The organism is Enterobacter cloacae complex sp. SYL001, from assembly GCF_049237025.1.
Taxonomy (GTDB): Bacteria; Pseudomonadota; Gammaproteobacteria; order Enterobacterales; family Enterobacteriaceae; genus Enterobacter; species Enterobacter intestinihominis.
In genome coordinates this window covers 1-21,809 of sequence record NZ_JBMKJI010000043.1, presented here as the reverse complement: position 1 = coordinate 21,809, position 21,809 = coordinate 1, and the positions used below count along the sequence as shown (strand labels likewise).

Sequence of the window (21,809 nt, the reverse complement as noted above, 5' to 3'; positions counted from 1 at the left end):
CCATGCCGAACTCAGAAGTGAAACGCCGTAGCGCCGATGGTAGTGTGGGGTCTCCCCATGTGAGAGTAGGGAACTGCCAGGCATCAAACAAGTGAAGAGGCCATCCGAAAGGATGGCCTTTTTGCGTTTCTGCACCTGCTTCCTTTCCATAAACTAATCACCCATCCCTTCGTATATACGGTAAACTATCCCGGTTTTTGCATCAGGATAGCGTCTATGAATCACTCCCTTAAGCCCTGGAATACCTTTGGTATTCAACGGAATGCTAATCAAATTGTACGTGTCGACAGTGCTCAGCAGTTGCTGAATGCCTGGCAAAACGCAACAGAAAACGGTGAACCCGTACTTATTCTGGGCGAAGGAAGTAATGTCCTGTTTCTCGATGATTTTGCGGGGACGGTAATCGTTAATCGCATCATGGGGATTGAGCGTAAAGAGAGCGCTGACAGCTGGCATTTACACGTGGGTGCTGGCGAAAACTGGCACCATCTGGTGCAATATACCCTTGAAAAAGGGATGCCCGGACTGGAAAACCTGGCCCTCATCCCGGGCTGTGCAGGATCATCTCCTATTCAAAACATCGGTGCCTACGGCATTGAACTGAAACACGTCTGCGAATATGTCGACTGCATCGAACTCGCGACCGGAACGGCGAAGCGTTTGACCGCAGAGCAGTGCCGCTTTGGCTATCGCGACAGCATTTTCAAGCACGACTATCAGGATCGTTTTGTCATTGTGGCCGTTGGCCTGCGTCTGGCGAAAGCATGGAAACCCGTTCTGACTTACGGCGATCTGGCCAGTCTCGATCCGGCTACCGTCACACCGCGTGAGGTTTTTGATTCCGTTTGCCACATGCGAATGACCAAGCTACCGGACCCGAAAGTTAACGGAAATGCGGGCAGTTTCTTCAAAAATCCGGTGATCGGCCGCGAAAATGCGAAAGCGTTTCTCGCTGGCTGGCCAACGGCCCCGCATTATCCTCAGGCGGATGGCAGCGTGAAGCTGGCCGCAGGCTGGCTTATCGATCAATGTGAATTAAAAGGTACTACGCTTGGTGGCGCTGCTGTTCATCGTCAGCAGGCACTGGTGCTGATCAATCAGTCCAACGCGACAAGTGAGGATGTCGTCAACCTGGCGCACCATGTTCGCCAGCGCGTGGGCGAAAAATTCAACGTCTGGCTGGAGCCTGAAGTTCGCTTTATTGGCCGAACGGGCGAAGTGAATGCCGTGGAGACCATTGCGTGAAGGACAATACTATTCCGTTAACTCTCATCGGTATTCTTGCTGATGGCGAGTTTCATTCTGGCGAGCAGCTGGGCGAACAGCTGGGCATGAGCCGCGCTGCCATCAATAAACATATACAAACGCTCCGCGACTGGGGCGTGGATGTGTTTACGGTGCCGGGAAAAGGCTACAGCCTGCCGGAACCAATCCAGTTATTGAATGAAGAGATCATCCGCAGCCAGATTGGACACGGTAACGTCGCGGTATTGCCGGTCATTGATTCGACGAACCAGTATCTGCTGGATCGCCTGAGCGAGCTGAAATCCGGTGATGCCTGCGTTGCCGAGTACCAACAGGCAGGACGTGGCCGCCGGGGGCGTAAGTGGTTTTCGCCATTTGGCGCCAACCTCTACCTTTCCATGTACTGGCGGCTTGAACAGGGGCCAGCTGCGGCCATCGGGCTGAGCCTGGTCATCGGCATTGTGATGGCAGAGGTGCTGCATGATTTGGGTGCCGATCAGGTGCGGGTAAAATGGCCCAACGATCTGTATCTCAACGATCGAAAGCTGGCGGGGATCCTGGTCGAACTGACGGGAAAAACAGGCGATGCCGCACAGATCGTCATTGGGGCGGGGCTGAACATGGTGATGCGAAACGTGCAGAACGATGTCGTGAACCAGGCCTGGACCAACCTACAGGAAGCGGGGATCACCATCGATCGCAATACGCTTGCCGTCCGCATGATCAATGAGTTGCGTAGTTCGCTGACGCTCTTTGAACAAGAGGGGTTAGCGCCATTCCTGTCCCGCTGGGAAAAGCTGGATAACTTTATTAACCGACCGGTGAAGCTGCTGATTGGGGATAAAGAGATTTACGGCACATCACGCGGCATTGACGCGCAGGGCGCGTTGCTGCTTGAACAGAATGGCGTGATTAAGCCCTGGGTGGGCGGTGAAATTTCATTACGAAGTGCAGAGTAACCCTCTCCCCACAGGGGGAGAGGGTGTAGCAGGTCACTGCGGATACGGCACCCAATCCCCGGCATTCAGTCGGACATAAGGCTTATTCTGATACTGGATCACCACCGCATTGGCGTTTTCCGATACCTCCGCCGTCTGCGGCAGCCCGCTGGTGAGCTGATCCCAGTTCACGCTATCTTCCACAAACAGCTTACCGTCTACAGCGCGAGCAACCAGTTCCGAGATGGCCAGATAGCTGCTTGGCTGGGTGATCTCAACTGGCGCGCCCTGATGCGGTGCCTTCATGCCAAAGAACTTAATCCCGGCCGGAACGTTTGTGATGGACGGGCTTGGGATATCGCGCAGACCAGACACCTGCATCCTGTCGCCTTTCAGCGCTCCACCATGTTCCGGGACCACCACCACCATCACTTTACGACCTGATTTTTCCAGCTCGTTAAAGAACGCGTTCAGCTCGTCAAAGAACTTCTGCGCACGGGCCTTATAATCGGCCGTTTTACTTACGCCGGGATAATGGTTCCCGTCGTGAAGCGGCAGCGTATTATAGAACGTCGCGCTACGCGTCCCTTCCTCTTTACCGACGGTGTCGAACCAGCGCTGAAGTACGGCGGTATCGTCATAGACCGGCGAGCCATCGAAGCCCAGTAACGTCACTGGCAGCCCTTTCTGGTCCATCAGTGGGGCCTGCATGCCACCCTGTTCACGCACTTCTTTCAGGAAGTTACCGAACTGACCGTTATGGCCCATCATCAGGTGTTGGGTAAAGCCCAGTTTTGCCAGGTTATCAAACAGGTAACACTGGTTAGCTGCCGGCTGGTAGAGGTTCTTATGCGAGGGCTGCCCACAACTCGCGCGCAGCAGGCGGATAGCCGCCGGGCCGCTGTACGACGTGGCCGAGTTGAAGTCTTTGAACTGAATATCGAAATGCGACCACAGCGGGTGCGACATCAAACCAGCCGCATCAACGTCAGCCCAGGACAGAGAACAGATGTTAATGACCAGCAACTCAAACGGCTGAGCATCAGCAGGCAGCGCGTCCGGGAATTTCGTCTGACGCTTATCTTCCGCAGCGTAAAAACTGGAGAGCCACGCGTTCAGGTTCGTGGATGTCGGCGGCGCCGTCTGCGCTGGAATATCCCCAACCACAGGCGTATCCCCTGCTGTCGCGACGGTAGCGGCGGCGGAACCGCCCGTGGTGGTTACGGTTGTCGTCGGCTGACCGGCTGGCCACAGCGAGAAGCTCGGGCCCGTCAGCGTCAGTACGTTTAGCCAGATCATAATCGCGACGACAAACACCGTCACCCGGATCCACTGAGACAGGAACAGCCAGGCAACCAGCAGGACAAATACCGCGCCAATCATCTGCCAGTTAATAAAGCGCTCAACCAGATCGAGCATATAGTCCGCACTGAAACCTGCGACCTGGGAGCCCTGGCTTATAATGCTTTCGGGGCCGGGTAGCCAGGTATCATGCCAGAACAGGGCGAAACCGATAGGGATAGCAATCCAGTGACGTATACGGTGCAGCCTGAGGTTCGGGATTGGCATCAGCAGGAATGCCATAAACACCAGATTAAGCAGCGGGTGGAAATTAAGATAGCCTGCCCACAGCAGACCAAACTTCACCAGAAAGTAGAAATTCCAGCCGGACAGACCGCGCCAGTATTGCCAGAGTGGCGATGGCGCTGAAGAGGTATAGGTAGAATTAGTCATGTTTTCGGTTTGCCTTGACGTTTGAAGCGCGAGTCAGTGTTCCGGCGGGTTTAATATAGCGAGGTTTGACGAACAGTAATCTGATCGTATCGCGAATACGGCGCAGGGAATGGCGTGCATAGTAGCCAAGCGGCAAAAAAATCAGCGCGCACAGAACAACCAGTTGGATGATATCGCTGATATTCATAATGGAACGCTCTCCTTGTTCTCATCCATTAAGCGTAGCGGCTCAGGAACCCGACGCCATACGTGCCCATCATGTTTCGCGTTCAGAACCGGTTTGGCACCACTTGTTACAGGCAACGGTTTGGCCCATTTTTCAGGTGCCAGGGCTCGCATCTGGACAAGCTCAGCGCTGATCAAATTATCTTCAAACCAGACCATGCGGTTCGAGAAAATATCCCCGGTAGGCAGCGGGAAGATATGGTTCAGGGCGGTATCCAGATCGTTCACCCGACAGAAGGAGAGGAACAGCACCAGGCGATTATCGCCAATGGTCATGATATCCCCGATACGATTAGGGCGGCACAAGGTGAGCGCCTGCTCAACGCGAATGCCCGGCACAGGACGCAGGGCAACCATCACCCCTTTTCCGTCTGCCGGTAAAAGCGTATTGCTCATCATGTTGCCCACCGCATCGCAGAAGGTGTCCCATTTCTGGTAGCCGCGCAGTTTCATCGGCTGCGTCATTGAAAGCAGGGTGCTGATATCTTCCGGAACATATCGATTAAACTGCTGGCCCTGAATGCTTTCGATCAGCGTCAGACAGCGCGACAGGGGAGCATTCCAGGGAATGACCATATTCGCGCCGCAGCCCAGTAATAAGCGCTCATCGGTGGCGCGCAGGCTGGTATTATTTTCACGTACCACGATTTTTAACGCGCTGCCGCGCTGGCGACGTAATGTGTGAATGTGCCGTGCCAGCGTTTCGATTTGGTTATTCTGGATCAACGAGAAGATAATGGTCGCCGCCTGCGTGGCGCGCCTCATCAAATAAGGCCTCGTTGGTTTCGAACAGTGACCAGTGCTCAGACAGTGCAGGCGCACCTTCCAGTACCGCAATATGACTCAGAACGCGCTTTTCATCACTGCGTGGCTGAACCACCGTCTCTTCCTGTTGAGCAAGATGCCACTCGTCCCCGACATTTTTGAGGGTAAGCTGCTGTCGGGAGCTCACCCCTTTTTCATTGCACCAGAAAGCCACGTCGTAAAGATGGCTGTCAGTCTGGACACGAATACTGGCCAGGCCATAGAGGGAACGGTATTCACTCATTAAAAGTGAAAAAAGTTTGTCGTTATTACTGCCTGGGTTAACAACCAATAAGGTGCAATTTTGATTTTTTGCCCATCTGCTGATTCTTCCCAGCCATTTCAGCAGTTTTTCAGACGGGATATTTTGTAGACCGTTTTGAGAACATTTAAGAATCAGTAAATAGTGTTCAGGAACAATAGAGCACTGAATATCGCGGGGCAAAAAGTATAAACTGTCGGCCTCCGCTGGCATGGAAAATAATCGTACTGTCTGGGGTCCACGGTCAGTTTCGAGCCTGATGATTGACTTTGGCTCATCGCCCATCGTAATGACGGCCACGCGGTAATCCTTACCCTGCGCCGCTATCGTCTGGTTTACCAGACTGATGGCATCTTCATTACGATCCGTATTAACCCACCAGACTCCTCCGACTGGCATGTGGCGCAATTCGTCCCATAATGACTGGATGCCAATAGAAAATATGGAGTCCACGGTGTCCCTCTTTTCGTCGAATTTCTATGTCTCTCAGTTTACTAGCGAAAGCGTAGAAATAAACCTAACATTGAAATTAAAGAACATCAGATTTAGCATGTAAATGAAATTTCGTGGGCAGGACGCCTCGCTGCATCTGAATCTTATGATTTTACTCAAAGGGATGAAATAAGAATGCAAAATAACGAACCCGCAACTCCAGTCGACCCAAGCCTGGGTTACACATTCCAAAACGATTTTCTGGCGCTCACGCAGGCTTTTTCATTGCCTGAAATAGATTACACCGATATTTCCCCGCGGGAACAGTTGGCTGCGGCTATTAAACGTTGGCCGTTATTAGCTGAGTTTGCCCAACAACAATAAGGAAGCCATTGATGGCCGTACTAGGATTACAGGGCGTCCGTGGTGGAGTGGGTACAACTTCCGTAACCGCGGCGCTGGCGTGGTCATTACAGGTTTTAGGTGAATCAGTACTGGTTATTGATGCCTGCTCCGATAATTTGCTGCGCATGTCATTCAATGTCGACTTTACACATGAAAACGGCTGGGGGCGCGCGCTTCTGGACGATAAAGACTGGCGGGATGCGGGTTTGCGCTATACCTCCCAGCTCGATTTGCTTCCCTTTGGTCAGATGACGGAAACCGAACGCGGGAATGAAGCTGCGTTTCAGCGCCTGTTCTCTCGCTTCACCACCGCTTTGCAGAGTCTGAAAGAGAGCGGACACTATCAGTGGATCCTGCTGGACCTGCCGCACGGCGCCGCGTCGCTGACCCGCCAGCTTCTGGCGCAGTGCGACCATGTGCTCTCCATTGCGAACGTAGATGCGAATTGTCATATCCGTCTGCATCAACAGGCAATGCCTGCCAATGCCCATATTCTGATTAACGATCTGCGCATTGGCAGCCAGATCCAGGACGATCTGTACCAGGTCTAGCTCCAGAGTCAGCGCCGCCTGTTGCCAATGGTTATTCATCGTGACGAAGCGATGGCGGAGTGCCTCGCTTCCAAACAACCGCTTGGGGAGTACCGTAGTGATTCACTGGCGGCAGAAGAGATCCTGACGCTGGCCAACTGGTGTCTGCTGCACTTTGCTAAACGGCCGGAGCCTGCCGGGAGTTCAGTATGAGCCGCCTGACCAACTGGTTGCTCATCCCGCCGGTCAGTTCGCGCTTAAGTGAACGCTACCGCCATTACCGTCATCACGGCGCCTCATCGCTGAGCGCTGCGCTGGGCTGCTTATGGATGATTCTGGCGTGGATGTTCATCCCCCTCGAACATCCACGCTGGCAACGTATTCGTGCGCGCCACGGTGAACTCTATCCGCATATCAACCCTGACAAGCCGCGTCCGCTCGATCCCGCGCGCTACGCTATACAGTCCATCTGGCTTCTGGCGACCTCAACGGGTGCGGAGAAAAAAACGTCCCGCTGGCGCAGCTTCGATCGCGTGCAGAACTTACGTGAACACTATCACCAGTGGCTTAACCGGCTACCCGATCGGGTTGGCGATAGAACAGGTCATTTAGATAATCACAAAGAGCTCGGGCACCTTCACCCGGGCTTACGGCGTTTTATTCTCGGCGTGGTGGTGGTGTTCTCGCTCATACTGGCGCTGGTCTGTATTACCCAGCCCTTCAACCCGCTGGCACAGTTTACCTTCCTGATCCTGCTGTGGGGCGTGGCTCTGCTGGTGCGGCGCATTCCGGGGCGTTTTTCTGCCCTGATGCTGATCGTGCTGTCGCTGACCGTTTCCTGCCGCTACATCTGGTGGCGATATACCTCAACGCTGAACTGGGACGATCCGGTCAGCCTGGTGTGTGGGTTAGTGCTGCTGTTTGCTGAGACCTACGCCTGGATCGTGCTGGTGCTGGGTTACTTCCAGGTTATCTGGCCGCTGAATCGACAGCCGGTGCCGCTGCCAAAAGACACGACCCAGTGGCCAACGGTGGACCTCTTCGTACCGACCTACAACGAAGACCTGTCGGTGGTGAAAAACACCATTTACGCCGCGCTGGGTATCGACTGGCCGAAGGATAAAATCAAAATCTGGATCCTCGATGATGGTGGCCGCGCCGAGTTCCGCCAGTTCGCGGACGAAGTAGGGGTTGAGTACATCGCCCGTACCACGCATGAACACGCTAAGGCCGGTAACATCAACAATGCGCTGAAATATGCCAAAGGGGAGTTCGTCTCTATTTTCGACTGCGACCACGTGCCAACGCGCTCGTTCCTGCAAATGACCATGGGCTGGTTCCTGAAGGAGAAAGAGCTGGCGATGATGCAGACGCCGCACCACTTCTTCTCACCGGACCCGTTTGAACGTAACCTCGGTCGTTTTCGTAAAACCCCGAACGAGGGCACACTGTTCTATGGTCTGGTGCAGGACGGGAACGACATGTGGGACGCAACATTCTTCTGCGGCTCCTGTGCGGTGATCCGCCGTAAACCGCTGGATGAAATTGGCGGGATCGCCGTCGAGACGGTCACGGAAGATGCGCACACTTCGCTGCGTCTGCACCGTCTTGGCTATACCTCCGCCTACATGCGCATTCCTCAGGCGGCGGGGCTGGCCACGGAATCCCTGTCGGCGCACATCGGCCAGCGTATTCGCTGGGCGCGCGGCATGGTGCAAATTTTCCGCCTCGATAACCCGCTGATGGGTAAAGGACTGAAACTGGCGCAACGGCTGTGCTACGTCAACGCCATGTTCCACTTCCTGTCGGGTATTCCACGGCTTATCTTCCTCACTGCGCCGCTGGCGTTCCTGCTTCTTCACGCTTACATCATCTATGCGCCTGCGCTGATGATTGCCCTGTTCGTTCTGCCGCACATGATCCACGCCAGCCTGACGAACTCGAAGATTCAGGGGAAATATCGCCATTCGTTCTGGAGTGAAATCTACGAAACGGTGCTGGCCTGGTATATCGCGCCGCCAACCATGGTGGCGCTGATTAACCCGCATAAAGGGAAATTCAACGTCACCGCGAAGGGCGGGCTGGTGGAAGAGGAGTATGTCGACTGGGTGATCTCCCGGCCCTATATCTTCCTGGTGCTGCTGAATATTGTGGGCGTGATTGTTGGGGTCTGGCGCTACTTCTACGGCCCGGAAAACGAAATTCTGACGGTCTTCGTGAGTATGGCGTGGGTGTTTTATAACCTGATTATCCTCGGTGGCGCGGTGGCGGTATCGGTTGAGAGCAAACAGGTTCGCCGCGCGCATCGCGTCGAAATCAGCATGCCAGCGGCCATTGCCCGCGACGATGGACATCTCTTCTCCTGTACCGTACATGACTTTTCGGATGGCGGTCTGGGTATCAAGATCAACGGTCAGGCGAAGGTGCTTGAGGGGCAGAAGGTCAACCTATTGCTTAAGCGCGGCCAGCAGGAGTATGTCTTCCCGACGCAGGTGGTGCGTGTGAGAGGAAATGAAGTGGGTCTGCAACTGATGCCGCTGACTAAAAAGCAACACATTGATTTTGTGCAGTGTACGTTTGCCCGCGCGGATACGTGGGCTCTCTGGCAGGACAGCTTCCCTGAGGATAAGCCTCTGGAAAGCCTGCTGGATATTCTTAAGCTGGGGTTCCGTGGCTATCGTCACCTTGCAGAATTTGCCCCGTCGTCGGTGAAATTAATTTTCCGGTCACTTACTTCACTGGTTTCCTGGGTCGTGTCGTTCATTCCGCGTCGACCTGAGCGAGATGAAGCGAAGCAGGCGGACCCGGTTATGGCTCAACAATGATGATAACGCGATGAAAACAAAACTTTCCTGGTTATGTGCAGTGGCAATGGGGATGAGTGCGCTCCCTGCAACAGTGGCTAACGCGGCGCCTGATAACGCAGCGACCACACCCGCGCCAACGGTGCCTGTCGTCGCGCAAGCGACCGATCCGGTAGTGACGGCGGCGCCGGGGCAGACGGAAAACGTCGTCCCGAATCAGCCGACGACGGGGAATACGCTGCCCGCCGACAACCCGGTGGTTGGGCAGGTTATGCCTGGCGTGCCGGGAGCCAGTGCACCGGTGGTTGCGGAAAATACGCCGTCGCGTGACGTTAAGCTGACGTTCGCCCAGATCGCGCCTCCTCCGGGCAGCATGGTTCTGCGCGGCATCAACCCAAATGGCGGTGTCGAATTCGGTATGCGTAGCGATGAAGTCGTGTCGAAAGCGATGCTCAACCTGGAATACACGCCATCGCCGTCGCTGCTGCCGGTGCAATCCCAGCTTAAGGTCTATCTGAATGATGAGCTGATGGACGTCCTGCCCGTCACCAAAGAGCAACTGGGTAAGAAAACCCTGGCTCAGGTGCCGATTAACCCGCTGTTTATCACCGACTTTAACCGCGTGCGTCTGGAATTTGTCGGCCATTACCGCGATGTCTGTGAAAACCCGGCCAGCAGCACCCTGTGGCTGGATGTTGGTCGTAACTCTTCGCTTCAGATGACCTATCAGCCGCTGGCGTTGAAAAACGATCTCTCCGCCTTCCCGGTGCCGTTCTTCGACCCGCGTGATAACCGTCCACTGAACCTGCCAATGGTGTTTGCGGGCTCTCCTGATGTGACCGAACAGCTGGCGGCCTCTATCGTGGCATCCTGGTTTGGTTCCCGCTCCGGCTGGCGTGGCCAGAGTTTCCCGGTTATGTACGACAAAATGCCGGACAAAAACGCGATTGTGTTTGCCACCAACGCCAAACGCCCGGCATTCCTGCGGGACCATCCAGAGGTGAAAGCGCCCACCATCGAGATGATCAGCCATCCGGACAATCCGTACGTGAAGCTGCTGGTGATCTTCGGGCGTGATGATAAAGATCTGGTGCAGGCGGCAAAAGGCATTGCGCAGGGCAATATCCTGTTCCGCGGTAATAGCGTCGTGGTGGATGAGGTGAAACCGCTGCTGGCACGTAAGCCTTATGATGCGCCGAACTGGGTCCGCACCGACCGCGCGATTACCTTCGGCGAGCTGAAAACCTATGAAGAGCAATTGCAGTCAACCGGGCTTGAACCTTCTCCTGTCAGCCTGTCGCTGAACCTGCCGCCGGATCTCTATCTGCTGCGCACCAACGGTATTGATATCAACCTGAACTACCGTTACACCGCGCCGGTAACCAAAGACAGCTCGCGCATGGATATCAGCCTCAACAACCAGTTCCTGCAATCCTTCAGCCTGACCAGCAGCCAGGAGACAAACCGATTGATGCTTCGTCTGCCTGTATTGCAGGGGCTGCTGGATGGTAAAACCGATGTGTCGATCCCGGCGCTGAAGCTCGGTGCGGTGAACCAGCTGCGGTTTAACTTCCAGTACATGAACCCGATGCCGGGTGGATCGGTGGAAAACTGTATTACCTTCCAGCCGGTGCAAAACCACGTGGTGATTGGTGATGATTCCACAATCGACTTCTCGAAGTATTACCACTTTATCGCGATGCCGGATCTGCGTGCGTTTGCTAACGCCAGTTTCCCGTTCAGCCGCATGGCTGATCTCTCTGAATCGATTGTCGTGATGCCAAAAGCGGCCAACGAAGGCCAGGTTGCCACGCTGCTGGACACCATGGGCACCGTCGGGGCGCAAACCGGCTTACCGGCTATCAACGTGACGGTGACGGATGACGGTAGCCAGATCCAGAACAAAGATGCCGATATCATGGTCATCGGCAACATTCCGGACAAGCTGAAAGACGAGAAGCGCGTCGATCTGCTGGTGCAGGCGGCTCAGTCATGGGTCAACACGCCGCTGCGTCAGACCGAGTTCCCAAGCATCATGCCGGACGGCGGCGATCGTCAGGCCAATATCAGGACGACCGTAAGCTCAACGGGTCCGATGGCTGCGATTGTTGGCTTCCAGTCTCCGTATAACGACCAGCGCAGCGTGATCGCCCTGCTGGCGGACAGCCCGCGCGGCTATGAGCTGCTCAACACGGCCATGAACGACAGCGGTAAACGGGCGGCAATGTTCGGTTCCGTCTCGGTGATCCGTGAGTCGGGGGTAAACAGCCTGCGCGTGGGGGATGTCTACTACGTCGGTCATCTGCCGTGGTTCGAACGCCTGTGGTACGCCCTCTCTAACCACCCGGTGCTGCTGGCCGTGCTGGCTGCGCTCAGCGTTGTATTGCTGGCGTGGGTATTGTGGCGTCTGCTGCGAATCATAAGCCGTCGTCCTCTTAACCCGGACCATGAGTAAGCCGTGATGAAAATCTTTCGCGGGTGTGTAGTCGCAGCGTTGATGCTGGCGGCGGCGAATCTGCATGCCGCCTGTCGCTGGCCTGCCTGGGAGACGTTCAAGCAGGATTATATGAGCGAAAGTGGGCGCGTCATTGATCCCAGTGACGCGCGCAAAATCACCACCTCCGAAGGGCAAAGCTATGGACTGTTCTTTGCCCTGGCAGCAAACGATCGCAAGACGTTTGATCTGCTGCTGACATGGACGCGCGATAACCTTGCCGAGGGGGATTTAGCCCAACATCTCCCGGCGTGGCTATGGGGAAAAAAGGACGACAACACCTGGGCGGTTATCGACCCTAACTCCGCGTCCGATGCCGATATCTGGATAGCCTGGTCGCTGCTGGAAGCCGGGCGGCTGTGGAAAAATCCCGATTACACGCGCACGGGTAAGGCGCTGTTGACGCGCATTGCCAGTGAGGAAGTGGTGAAGGTGCCGGGGCTGGGTTCTATGCTGCTGCCGGGTAAAGTCGGTTTTGCCGAAGAGAGTGTCTGGCGCTTCAACCCCAGCTACCTGCCGCCGCAGCTTGCGAGCTATTTCACCCGTTTCGGCGCACCGTGGACAACGCTCCGTGAAACCAACCTGCGTCTGCTGCTGGAGACCGCGCCAAAAGGATTTTCCTCGAACTGGGTGAAATACCAGAAAAAGGGCGGCTGGCAGTTGAAGCAGGATACGACCCTGATCGGCAGTTACGATGCGATTCGCGTCTATCTGTGGGTAGGGATGATGAACGATAACGATCCACAAAAAGCCCGGCTACTGGCGCGTTTCAAGCCCATGGCGACCACCACAATCAAACAAGGCTTACCGCCGGAAAAAGTGGACGTAGCGACCGGGAAACGTACCGGAGATGGGCCGGTAGGGTTTTCTGCCTCCCTGCTTCCATTTTTACAAGAACGGGACGCGCAGGCGGTGCAACGCCAGCGTGTCGCCGATCGTTTTCCCGATAACAATGCTTATTACAGCTACGTTCTGACCCTCTTTGGACAAGGGTGGGATCAGCATCGTTTTCGTTTCACCGCGCAAGGTGAATTACTACCGGATTGGGGCCAGGAATGCGCACGTTCACACTAAATCTACTCGCCTTATCGCTTGGCCTGGTGCTCATGCCCCTGGCCCAGGCCGCCAACTCCCCGCAGCAGAGACAGCTGCTGGAACAGGTTCGTCTGGGGGAATCCACCCAGCGTGAGGATTTGGTGCGCCAGTCGCTCTATCGCCTTGAGCTGATCGACCCCAACAACCCGGACGTGATTGCCGCTCGCTTCCGCTACCTGTTACGACAGGGGGATACGGCGGGCGCGCAAAAAGAGCTGGATCGCCTGAAAGGAATGGCACCCGATTCCAGTGCATACCAGTCCTCCCGTACGACCATGCTGCTCTCCACGCCGGATGGTCGCCAGGCCCTCCAGCAGGCTCGCCTGCTCGCCACCACCGGGCACACGCAGGAAGCTATTGCCGCGTATGACAAACTGTTTGACGGTAATCCGCCCAGCGGCGACATCGCGACGGAGTACTGGAACGTGGTGGCGAAAGAGCCTGCCCGCCGCAATCTGGCCATTAATCAGCTGAAGAAAATCAACGCCAGCAGTCCGGGCAACGCCCCGCTACAGGCTTCGCTGGCGCAGCTTCTGTTCCAGAGTGGACGGCGTGATGAAGGGTTTGCGGTTTTACAGGAGATGGCCAAATCGAACAATGGCCGCAGTCAGGCGTCGGACATGTGGTACCAGCAGATCAAAGATCAGCCGGCCAGCAGCGCCAGCGTTACCGCGCTGCAACAATACCTGAGCGTGTTCAGCGATGGCGATAACGTGACGGCGGCGCGCGCCCAGCTTGAAGCGCAGCAAAAACAGCTCGCCGATCCGGCGTTTCGCGCCAAAGCCGAAGGGTTAGCCGCAGTGGATGCCGGGCAGGGCAGTAAAGCGGTAACGGAGTTGCAGAAAGCAGTCAGCGCCAACCACGCCGACAGTGAAGCCGTAGGCGCGCTGGGGCAGGCCTATTCGCAGAAAGGCGATCGCGCCCGCGCGGTTGCGCAGTTTGAAAAGGCGATCGCCCTCGATCCGCAGAGCGACAACCGGGGCAAATGGGACAGCCTGCTGAAGGTTAACCGATACTGGCTGCTGATCCAGCAGGGTGATAACGCCCTGAAAGCCAACAAGACAGCCCAGGCGGAACGCTATTATCAGCAGGCGCGCAACATTGACAATACGGACAGCTACGCGGTCCTGGGGCTGGGTGACGCGGCGGCGGCGCGGAAAGATAACGACGCGGCTGAACGCTATTATCGCCAGGCATTGCGGATGGACAGCGGCAACAGCAACGCGGTACGCGGTCTTGCCAATATTTATCGCGAGCAGTCTCCGGAGAAGGCGACGCAGTTTATTCAGTCGCTCTCTGCCAGCCAGCGCCGCAGCATTGATGATATTGAACGTAGCCTGACGAACGAGCAGCTCTCGGCTCAGGCTGCACAGCTGGAAAGCCAGGGAAACTATGCGCAGGCCGCAGAAATTCAGCGCCGACGCCTTGCGCTTTCCCCGGGCGACGTGTGGATCACCTACCGGCTATCACGCGATCTGTATAGCGCGGGTCAGCGCAGCCAGGCGGATAACCTGATGCGCCAGCTGGCAAGCCAGAAACCGGGCGATCCGGATCAGGTTTACGCCAGCGGGCTGTACCTGTCCGGTAACGATCGGGACCGGGCCGCGCTGGCGCATCTGAACACGCTGCCGCGCGACAAGTGGAACGGCAACATCCAGGCGCTGGCGGACCGCCTGCAAAGTAATCAGGTGCTGGAAACCGCCAACCGCCTGCGCGACAGTGGAAAAGAGCAGGAAGCGGAAGCGCTGCTTCGCCAGCAGCCCCCGTCCACCCGTATTGACTTAACGCTGGCGGACTGGGCTGAACAGCGTGGCGATCACGAGGCCGCGAAAACCGCCTACAACACCGTCCTGCAACGGGAACCGCAGAACGAAGACGCAATTCTCGGCCTGACCGAAGTCAATCTTGCTCAGGGCAACAGGGACGCCGCTCGCGCTGAGCTGGCGAAACTGCCCGCGGCACAAAACGGCGAACCGCTCTCCCTCAATATGCAGCGCCGGATCGCCATGGCGCAGGCCGGTCTGGGTGATCCTGCCGCGGCAGAAAAGACCTTCAACGCCATTGTTCCTCAGGCAAAATCGCAGCCGCCTTCTATGGAAAGCGCGCTGGTGATGCGTGATGCCGCCCGTTTCCAGGCGCAAAACGGCCAGCCTCAGCAGGCGCTGGAAACCTGAAAAGATGCGATGGTCTCATCGGGCATCACGACGACCCGTCCGACCGATAACGACAGCTTTACGCGTCTTACGCGTAACGATGAGAAAGATGACTGGCTGAAGCGCGGCGTGCGCAGCGATGCAGGCGATCTTTATCGTCAGCAGGATCTGAACGTCACGCTGCAACACGACTACTGGGGATCCAGCGGCACGGGGGGCTATTCCGACCTGAAAGCGCACACCACTATGCTCCAGGTGGATGCGCCGCTATCGGATGGCCGCATGTTCTTCCGTAGCGATCTGGTCAATATGAACGCCGGTTCCTTTGACACCAATAACGGAACCTACGATCCGACATGGGGTACCTGCGCCGAAACGCCATGTCACGGCAGCACGAACCAGTCGGCCAACGGCGCCAGCGTGGCCGTCGGCTGGCAGAACAACACCTGGGCGTGGGACATCGGTACAACGCCGATGGGCTTCGACGTGGTCGATGTGGTGGGCAGCCTGAGCTACAGCAACGACTTGGGGCCGATTGGCTACACCCTGAACGCCCATCGTCGTCCGATTTCCAGCTCTGTGCTGGCCTTCGCCGGGCAAAAAGATCCTAATACCGACACCACCTGGGGCGGCGTGCGTGCTACCGGTGGCGGCGTGAGCATGAGCTACGACAAAGGCGAAGCTAACGGGATCTGGTCAAGCCTGAGTGCCGACAGCCTCACCGGGAAGAATGTCGAAGATAACTGGCGGGTCCGCTGGATGACCGGCTATTACTACAAGCTTATCAATCAGAACAACGAGCGTCTGACGGTCGGTGTGTCCAACATGCTCTGGCATTACGATAAGGATTTAAGTGGCTATTCGCTGGGCCAGGGCGGTTACTACAGTCCCCAGGAGTATGTGTCGTTCGCCTTACCGGTGAACTGGCGTAAACGCACAGAGAACTGGTCATGGGAGCTGGGCGGTTCCGTCTCATGGTCCCATTCAAAAACAAAGGATGTGATGCGTTATCCGTTGCAGGGGCTGATCCCGGACAATGAGCCAGGCCGTTATACCGATAAAGGTGTGATGGGAACTGGAAGTAGCTCGTCAGGGACGGGTTATACCGCAAGGGCGATTGTTGAACGCCGTGTGACGTCCAACTGGTTTGTCGGTCTGGGCGTCGATATTCAGGAAGCGAAAGACTATACCCCGAGCCATGCGTTGCTCTATGTTCGGTATTCTGCCGCAGGCTGGCAGGGTGATATGGACTTACCGCCGGAACCGCTGGTGCCTTATGCAGACTGGTGATCGGATTTTTGCTTAATCTAATTGTAAGTCTCTCTTAAAAGTGCAGCTATCGGGTATACTCGGGCGCACCAGGTTTACGCCCTGGTGCGCCCTGCGCTTCGAGTTTTGTGGAGAGTCATTTTGCGTGTCAGCCGTTCCTTAACGATCAAACAGATGGCGATGGTGTCTGCCGTCACAATGCTGTTTGTCTTCATCTTCTGCGTCATTTTGCTGTTTCATTCCGTACAGCAGAATCGCTATAACACGGCTTCGCAACTGGAAAGTATTGCCCGCTCGGTGCGGGAACCCCTGTCGGCCTCGATCCTGAAAGGGGATATCCCCGAGGCGGAATCTATCCTGAAGCGCATTCAGCCCGCCGGTATCGTGAGCCGCGCCGACGTCGTGCTGCCGAACCAGTTCCAGGCGCTGCGGATGAGCTTTATCCCGGAGCGTCCCGTCCCGATGATGGTGATGCGCCTGTTTGAACTGCCGGTGCAGATTTCCCTGCCTCTCTATTCCCTGGAAAGACCGGCTAACCCGCAGCCGCTGGCCTATCTGGTACTACAGGCGGACTCGTACCGCATGTATAAATTCGTCATGAGTTGGGTTGCTACGTTAGTGACTACTTACTTACTTTTGACCTTAATGTTGAGCGTGGCGCTGACGTGGTGCATCAACCGGTTAATTGTGCATCCGTTGCGCCGCATAGCCCGGGAGCTGAATGACCTCTCTCCGCAGGAGCATATGGGGCATCAGCTTCCCTTGCCGCGTCTGCATCACGACGATGAAATCGGCATGCTGGTCCGCAGTTACAATATCAACCAGCAGCGTGTCCTGCGTCAGCAGGAAGAGGTCAGTAATAACGCCACCCGTTTCCCGGTTTCCGACCTGCCAAACAAAGCGTTTTTAATGGCCCTGCTGGAGCAGACCGTCGCTCGCCAGCAGACCACCGCGCTGATGGTGATTGCCTGCGAGACCTTGCAGGACACGACGGGCGTGCTGAAAGAGAGCCAGCGCGAGATGCTATTACTGACGCTGGTGGAAAAAATCAAATCTGTGCTGGCGCCGCGCATGGTACTTACCCAGGTCAGCGGCTATGACCTGGTGGTGATTGCGCACGGTGTAAAAGAGCCGTGGCACGCTATTACGTTAGGTCAGCAAGTACTCACTGTCATAAATGAGCGGCTGCCCATTCAGGGTATCCAGCTTCGCCCAAGTGCCAGCATTGGTATCGCAATGTACTACGGTGGTCTGACCGCCGAGCAGTTATACCGTCGGGCTTTCTCAGCAGCGTTTACCGCGCGCCGAAAAGGCAAAAACCAGATCCAGTTCTTTGATCCGGAGCAAATGGAAAAAGCCCAGCAGCGCCTGACGGAAGAGAGCGACATTCTGACGGCGATGGACAATCGCCAGTTTGCGCTCTGGCTACAGCCGCAGGTGGATTTGCGCACGGGTGAAGTGACCAGCGCCGAAGCGTTGCTGCGCATGCAGCAGCCGGACGGCACGTGGGAGCTGCCTGAGGGGATGATCGAACGTATCGAGTCCTGCGGCCTGATGGTCACCGTCGGATACTGGGTGCTGGAAGAGTCGTGCCGCCAGCTTGCGGCCTGGCAACAACGGGGCATCACGCTGCCGCTGTCGGTGAATCTTTCTGCGCTACAGCTGATGCACCCGACTATGGTGCCGGATATGCTCGAGTTGATCCATCGCTACCGCATCCAGCCCCACACGTTGATCCTGGAAGTCACCGAGAGCCGTTGTATTGACAATCCTGACGACGCTGTCGCCATTCTGAAACCGCTGCGTAATGCCGGGATCCGCATTGCGCTTGACGATTTTGGTATGGGGTATTCCGGCCTGCGTCAGCTCCAGCACATGAAAACCCTGCCGGTGGACGTCCTGAAAATCGACAAAACCTTCGTGAAAGGGCTGCCGGAGGATTGCAGCCTGGTGCAGGCCATTATCCAGATGGCGCACAGCCTGAACCTGCACGTGACTGCCGAAGGTATTGAGGCCGAAGCCCAGCGCGAGTGGCTGGCTGCGGCGGGTGTGGAGAGCGGTCAGGGCTTCCTGTTTGGCCGCGCCGTGCCGACGGATACCTTTGAGCGACGCTATCTCGCCGACGCTGGCAATAACGCAAAAGTGTAATTTTGTTGCTGGCTTGTGCGAGCCAGCTCAAAGTTCTTAACATTTGTGTTTCAAATTTGAACCCCGTTTATTTCTGTCCTGTTATGTGGGTGTTATTTTAAAGCCGCAGGTTAACCATAACCTTACAAAGCCTGTAGTTATTCTTCCAGGGACACCCTATGAAAACCTCACTCTTCAAAAGTCTTTACTTCCAGGTCCTGACAGCCATCGCCATCGGTATTCTGCTCGGTCACTACTACCCGGAGCTGGGCGCGCAAATGAAACCGCTTGGCGACGCGTTCGTTAAACTCATCAAAATGATCATCGCGCCGGTCATCTTCTGTACCGTGGTGACCGGTATCGCCGGCATGGAAAGCATGAAGGCGGTCGGGCGTACGGGGGCGGTTGCCCTGCTGTACTTCGAGATTGTCAGTACCATCGCGCTGATTATCGGCCTGATTATTGTCAACGTGGTACAACCTGGCGCGGGCATGAACGTTGACCCGGCCACGCTGGATGCGAAAGCGGTGGCGGTTTACGCTGAACAGGCGAAAGATCAGGGGATTGTTGCCTTCCTGCTGGACGTGATCCCGAGCAGCGTGATTGGCGCGTTCGCCAGCGGAAATATCCTCCAGGTACTGCTGTTTGCCGTGCTGTTTGGCTTTGCCCTGCACCGTCTTGGCAGCAAAGGTCAGCTGATTTTTAACGTCATTGAAAGCTTCTCGCAGGTTATCTTCGGCATCATCAACATGATTATGCGTCTGGCCCCGATTGGTGCCTTTGGCGCGATGGCCTTCACCATCGGGAAATACGGCGTCGGCACGCTGGTACAGCTTGGCCAGCTGATTATCTGCTTCTATATCACCTGTATTCTGTTTGTGGTGGTGGTGCTCGGCTCCATCGCTCGTGCGACCGGCTTCAGCATCTTCAAATTTATCCGTTACATTCGTGAAGAGCTGCTGATTGTCCTCGGCACATCCTCTTCTGAGTCCGCGCTGCCGCGTATGCTCGATAAAATGGAAAAGCTGGGCTGCCGTAAGTCAGTGGTGGGGCTGGTTATTCCTACGGGCTACTCCTTTAACCTGGACGGCACCTCGATTTACCTGACGATGGCGGCGGTCTTTATTGCTCAGGCCACCAACAGCCACATGGATATCTTCCATCAGATTACGCTGCTGGTCGTCCTCCTGCTCTCCTCGAAAGGGGCGGCGGGCGTAACGGGTAGCGGATTTATCGTGCTGGCGGCCACTATCTCAGCGGTTGGCCATCTGCCGGTGGCGGGTTTGGCCCTGATCCTCGGTATCGACCGCTTTATGTCTGAAGCCCGCGCGTTAACCAACCTGATTGGTAATGGTGTGGCGACGGTTGTGGTGGCGAAGTGGGTAAAAGAGCTGGATCACAAGAAACTTAACGATACGCTGAATAATCGCACATCTGAGGACAAAACCCCCGGTTTATCCTCTTAATCCCTCATAAATGCCCGTATTCCCTTGTGGGGATGCGGGCACCTGCGCATAATAACCGCTCATACCTGTCATATTTCGACAAAATTTTTTTGGGTATATTTCGCTTCCGCCCGTGACGTTTAGCCGAACACGCTGTCTAATCGGAAGGTTTTCATCGTCATCTTTGAGTGCTCACGTCGCGAGACACTCTCTTTAACCAGGAATGTTGATCAGGGGTTCACATGCAGGGCACAAAAATTCGACTCTTAACCGGCGGTTTGCTGATGATGGCAGCAGCCAGTTATGTGCAGGCAGATGCGCTCCAGCCAGACCCGGCCTGGCAACAGGGAACACTGGCGAACGGATTCCAGTGGCAGGTGTTATCCACTCCGCAACGTCCGAGCGATCGCATTGAAATTCGTCTGGCTGTGAATACCGGCTCCCTCACTGAAAGCACCCAGCAGACCGGCTTAAGCCATTTTATTCCTCGACTGGCGCTCACCCAGAGCGGCAGTTTGCAGGCGGTTCAGGTGCGTTCTTTATGGCAACAGGCCATCGATCCTAAACGCCCGCTGCCCCCGGCTGTGGTCTCCTATGACTACACCATGTTTAATCTGAGCCTGCCCAACAACCGTAACGATCTGCTTAAAGAAGCGCTGACCTATCTTTCCGATGCCACCGGCAAACTGGCGATTACGCCTGAGACCGTAAACTATGCGTTGAGCAACAGCGACATGGTGGCGACCTGGCCGACGGATACCAAAGAAGGCTGGTGGCGCTACCGCCTGAAAGGGTCCACGCTGCTTGGCCACGACCCGGCAGAACCGCTGAAACAGCCGGTGGATCCAGAGCAGGTGAAATCTTTCTACCAGCAGTGGTACACCCCGGATGCCATGACCCTCATTGTAGTGGGCAACGTGGACAGCCGTGCGGTGATAGAGCAGATCAACAAAGCCTTTGGCGATCTAAAAGGGAAGCGTGAAACGCCCGCCCCTGTTCCTACTTTGTCCCCGCTGCGTCCTGAGACGGTCAGTATCATGACGGATACCGTGCGTCAGGATCGTCTTTCGATGATGTGGGATACCGCCTGGCAGCCGATCCGCGAGTCCTCGGCGCTGTTGCGTTACTGGCGTGCGGACCTGGCGCGTGAAGCGCTGTTCTGGCATGTTCAGCAGACGCTCAGCAAGAACAACGTGAAAGACATTGGTCTGGGCTTTGACTGCCGCGTGCTGTTCCAGCGCGCCCAGTGCGCCATTAACGTCGAATCTCCGGGTGATAAGCTGAATGCCAATCTCGGTGTGGTGGCGAAAGAGCTGGCTAAAGTGCGTAAAGAGGGCCTGTCTGAAGAGGAATTTAACGCCCTGGTGGCGCAGAAATCCCTCGAATTGCAGAAACTGTTTGCCACCTATGCCCGCGCCGATACCGATATCTTAATCAGCCAGCGCATTCGCTCCTTACAGAATCAGGTCGTGGATATCGCGCCGGAGCAGTATCAGAAATTGCGTCAGGATTTCCTGAACGGTCTGACCGTGGAGATGCTGAATCAGGATCTGCGGCAGCAGCTGTCTCAGGATATGGCGTTGATTCTGTTGCAGCCGAAAGGTGAGCCGGAATATGACATGAAAGAGTTAAAGGCCACCTGGAACGCCATCATGGCGACGCCGTCGCAGCCAGTACAGGCGGCCGATGATTTGCACCAGGATGCGAGCGATATTCCGCAGGGCCAGTAAGGCCCTGCGTTCCCTCTCCCTGTGGGCTGAGGGATCCCCAGTAATTTTTTTATGCAGAAGCAATAAAGTTGCTTTCTAAATGACTGAGGGCTGTCAGCGATGCCCTGGTCCGGCTGT

11 protein-coding genes, 1 rRNA gene and 3 pseudogenes are annotated in these 21,809 nt (G+C 56.0%); 12 read left to right on the top strand and 3 right to left on the bottom strand.

The genetic code is table 11. The annotated features are described in order from the left end of the window. The 3 genes from rrf to birA form a co-directional block, all read left to right on the top strand. Positions 1 to 82 (top strand): 5S ribosomal RNA (rrf, locus tag ACOTZP_RS23250); the annotation flags it as partial. A 134-nt stretch (positions 83 to 216) separates the two neighbouring features. Continuing rightward, on the top strand, positions 217 to 1,245 hold the full coding sequence (gene murB / locus ACOTZP_RS23245; protein WP_271074879.1) for a UDP-N-acetylmuramate dehydrogenase: 1,029 nt from the start codon (positions 217 to 219) through the stop codon (positions 1,243 to 1,245). Next, entirely contained in the window at positions 1,242 to 2,204 is a 963-nt protein-coding gene (gene birA, locus ACOTZP_RS23240; RefSeq protein WP_271074880.1) for a bifunctional biotin--[acetyl-CoA-carboxylase] ligase/biotin operon repressor BirA, read from the top strand. The genes murB and birA overlap by 4 nt, the downstream gene beginning before the upstream one ends. Before the next feature lie 33 nt (positions 2,205 to 2,237). On the opposite strand, the gene bcsG is transcribed toward birA, so the two are convergent. From bcsG to bcsE, 3 genes and pseudogenes are all read right to left on the bottom strand, one after another. Then, positions 2,238 to 3,917, bottom strand: a complete 1,680-nt coding sequence (gene bcsG / locus ACOTZP_RS23235; RefSeq protein ID WP_058645937.1) for a cellulose biosynthesis protein BcsG — start codon at positions 3,915 to 3,917, stop codon at positions 2,238 to 2,240. Then, positions 3,910 to 4,104, bottom strand: coding sequence for a cellulose biosynthesis protein BcsF (gene bcsF, locus ACOTZP_RS23230; RefSeq protein WP_022649733.1), 195 nt, complete (start codon positions 4,102 to 4,104; stop codon positions 3,910 to 3,912). The genes bcsG and bcsF overlap by 8 nt, the downstream gene beginning before the upstream one ends. Continuing rightward, a pseudogene (gene bcsE / locus ACOTZP_RS23225) lies at positions 4,101 to 5,661 on the bottom strand (cellulose biosynthesis c-di-GMP-binding protein BcsE). Before bcsE ends, bcsF begins: the two are co-directional and overlap by 4 nt. Positions 5,662 to 5,835: 174 nt before the next feature. On the opposite strand from bcsE, the gene bcsR reads away from it, so the two are divergent. From bcsR to ACOTZP_RS23180, 9 genes and pseudogenes are all read left to right on the top strand, one after another. Beyond that, a complete protein-coding gene (gene bcsR, locus ACOTZP_RS23220) occupies positions 5,836 to 6,024 on the top strand; it encodes a cellulose biosynthesis protein BcsR (RefSeq protein WP_416347029.1) in 189 nt (62 codons plus the stop codon). Between the two features lie 11 nt (positions 6,025 to 6,035). After that, a pseudogene (gene bcsQ, locus ACOTZP_RS23215) lies at positions 6,036 to 6,788 on the top strand (cellulose biosynthesis protein BcsQ). Continuing rightward, on the top strand, positions 6,785 to 9,400 hold the full coding sequence (gene bcsA, locus ACOTZP_RS23210) for a UDP-forming cellulose synthase catalytic subunit (protein WP_022649729.1): 2,616 nt from the start codon (positions 6,785 to 6,787) through the stop codon (positions 9,398 to 9,400). Before bcsQ ends, bcsA begins: the two are co-directional and overlap by 4 nt. A gap of 10 nt (positions 9,401 to 9,410) precedes the next feature. Continuing rightward, a complete protein-coding gene (bcsB, locus tag ACOTZP_RS23205) occupies positions 9,411 to 11,834 on the top strand; it encodes a cellulose biosynthesis cyclic di-GMP-binding regulatory protein BcsB (protein WP_271074881.1) in 2,424 nt (807 codons plus the stop codon). Between the two features lie 6 nt (positions 11,835 to 11,840). Beyond that, positions 11,841 to 12,947, top strand: coding sequence for a cellulose synthase complex periplasmic endoglucanase BcsZ (bcsZ, locus tag ACOTZP_RS23200; RefSeq protein ID WP_171932278.1), 1,107 nt, complete (start codon positions 11,841 to 11,843; stop codon positions 12,945 to 12,947). Further along, a pseudogene (gene bcsC, locus ACOTZP_RS23195) lies at positions 12,929 to 16,411 on the top strand (cellulose synthase complex outer membrane protein BcsC). The gene bcsZ and the pseudogene bcsC overlap by 19 nt, the downstream one beginning before the upstream one ends. 120 nt (positions 16,412 to 16,531) lie before the next feature. Continuing rightward, on the top strand, positions 16,532 to 18,538 hold the full coding sequence (gene hmsP / locus ACOTZP_RS23190) for a biofilm formation regulator HmsP (RefSeq protein WP_023307153.1): 2,007 nt from the start codon (positions 16,532 to 16,534) through the stop codon (positions 18,536 to 18,538). 158 nt (positions 18,539 to 18,696) lie between these two features. Continuing rightward, entirely contained in the window at positions 18,697 to 19,983 is a 1,287-nt protein-coding gene (gene dctA / locus ACOTZP_RS23185; RefSeq protein ID WP_022649724.1) for a C4-dicarboxylate transporter DctC, read from the top strand. Between the two features lie 221 nt (positions 19,984 to 20,204). Further along, positions 20,205 to 21,692, top strand: coding sequence for a M16 family metallopeptidase (locus ACOTZP_RS23180; RefSeq protein ID WP_271074882.1), 1,488 nt, complete (start codon positions 20,205 to 20,207; stop codon positions 21,690 to 21,692). Positions 21,693 to 21,809: the final 117 nt, after the last annotated feature.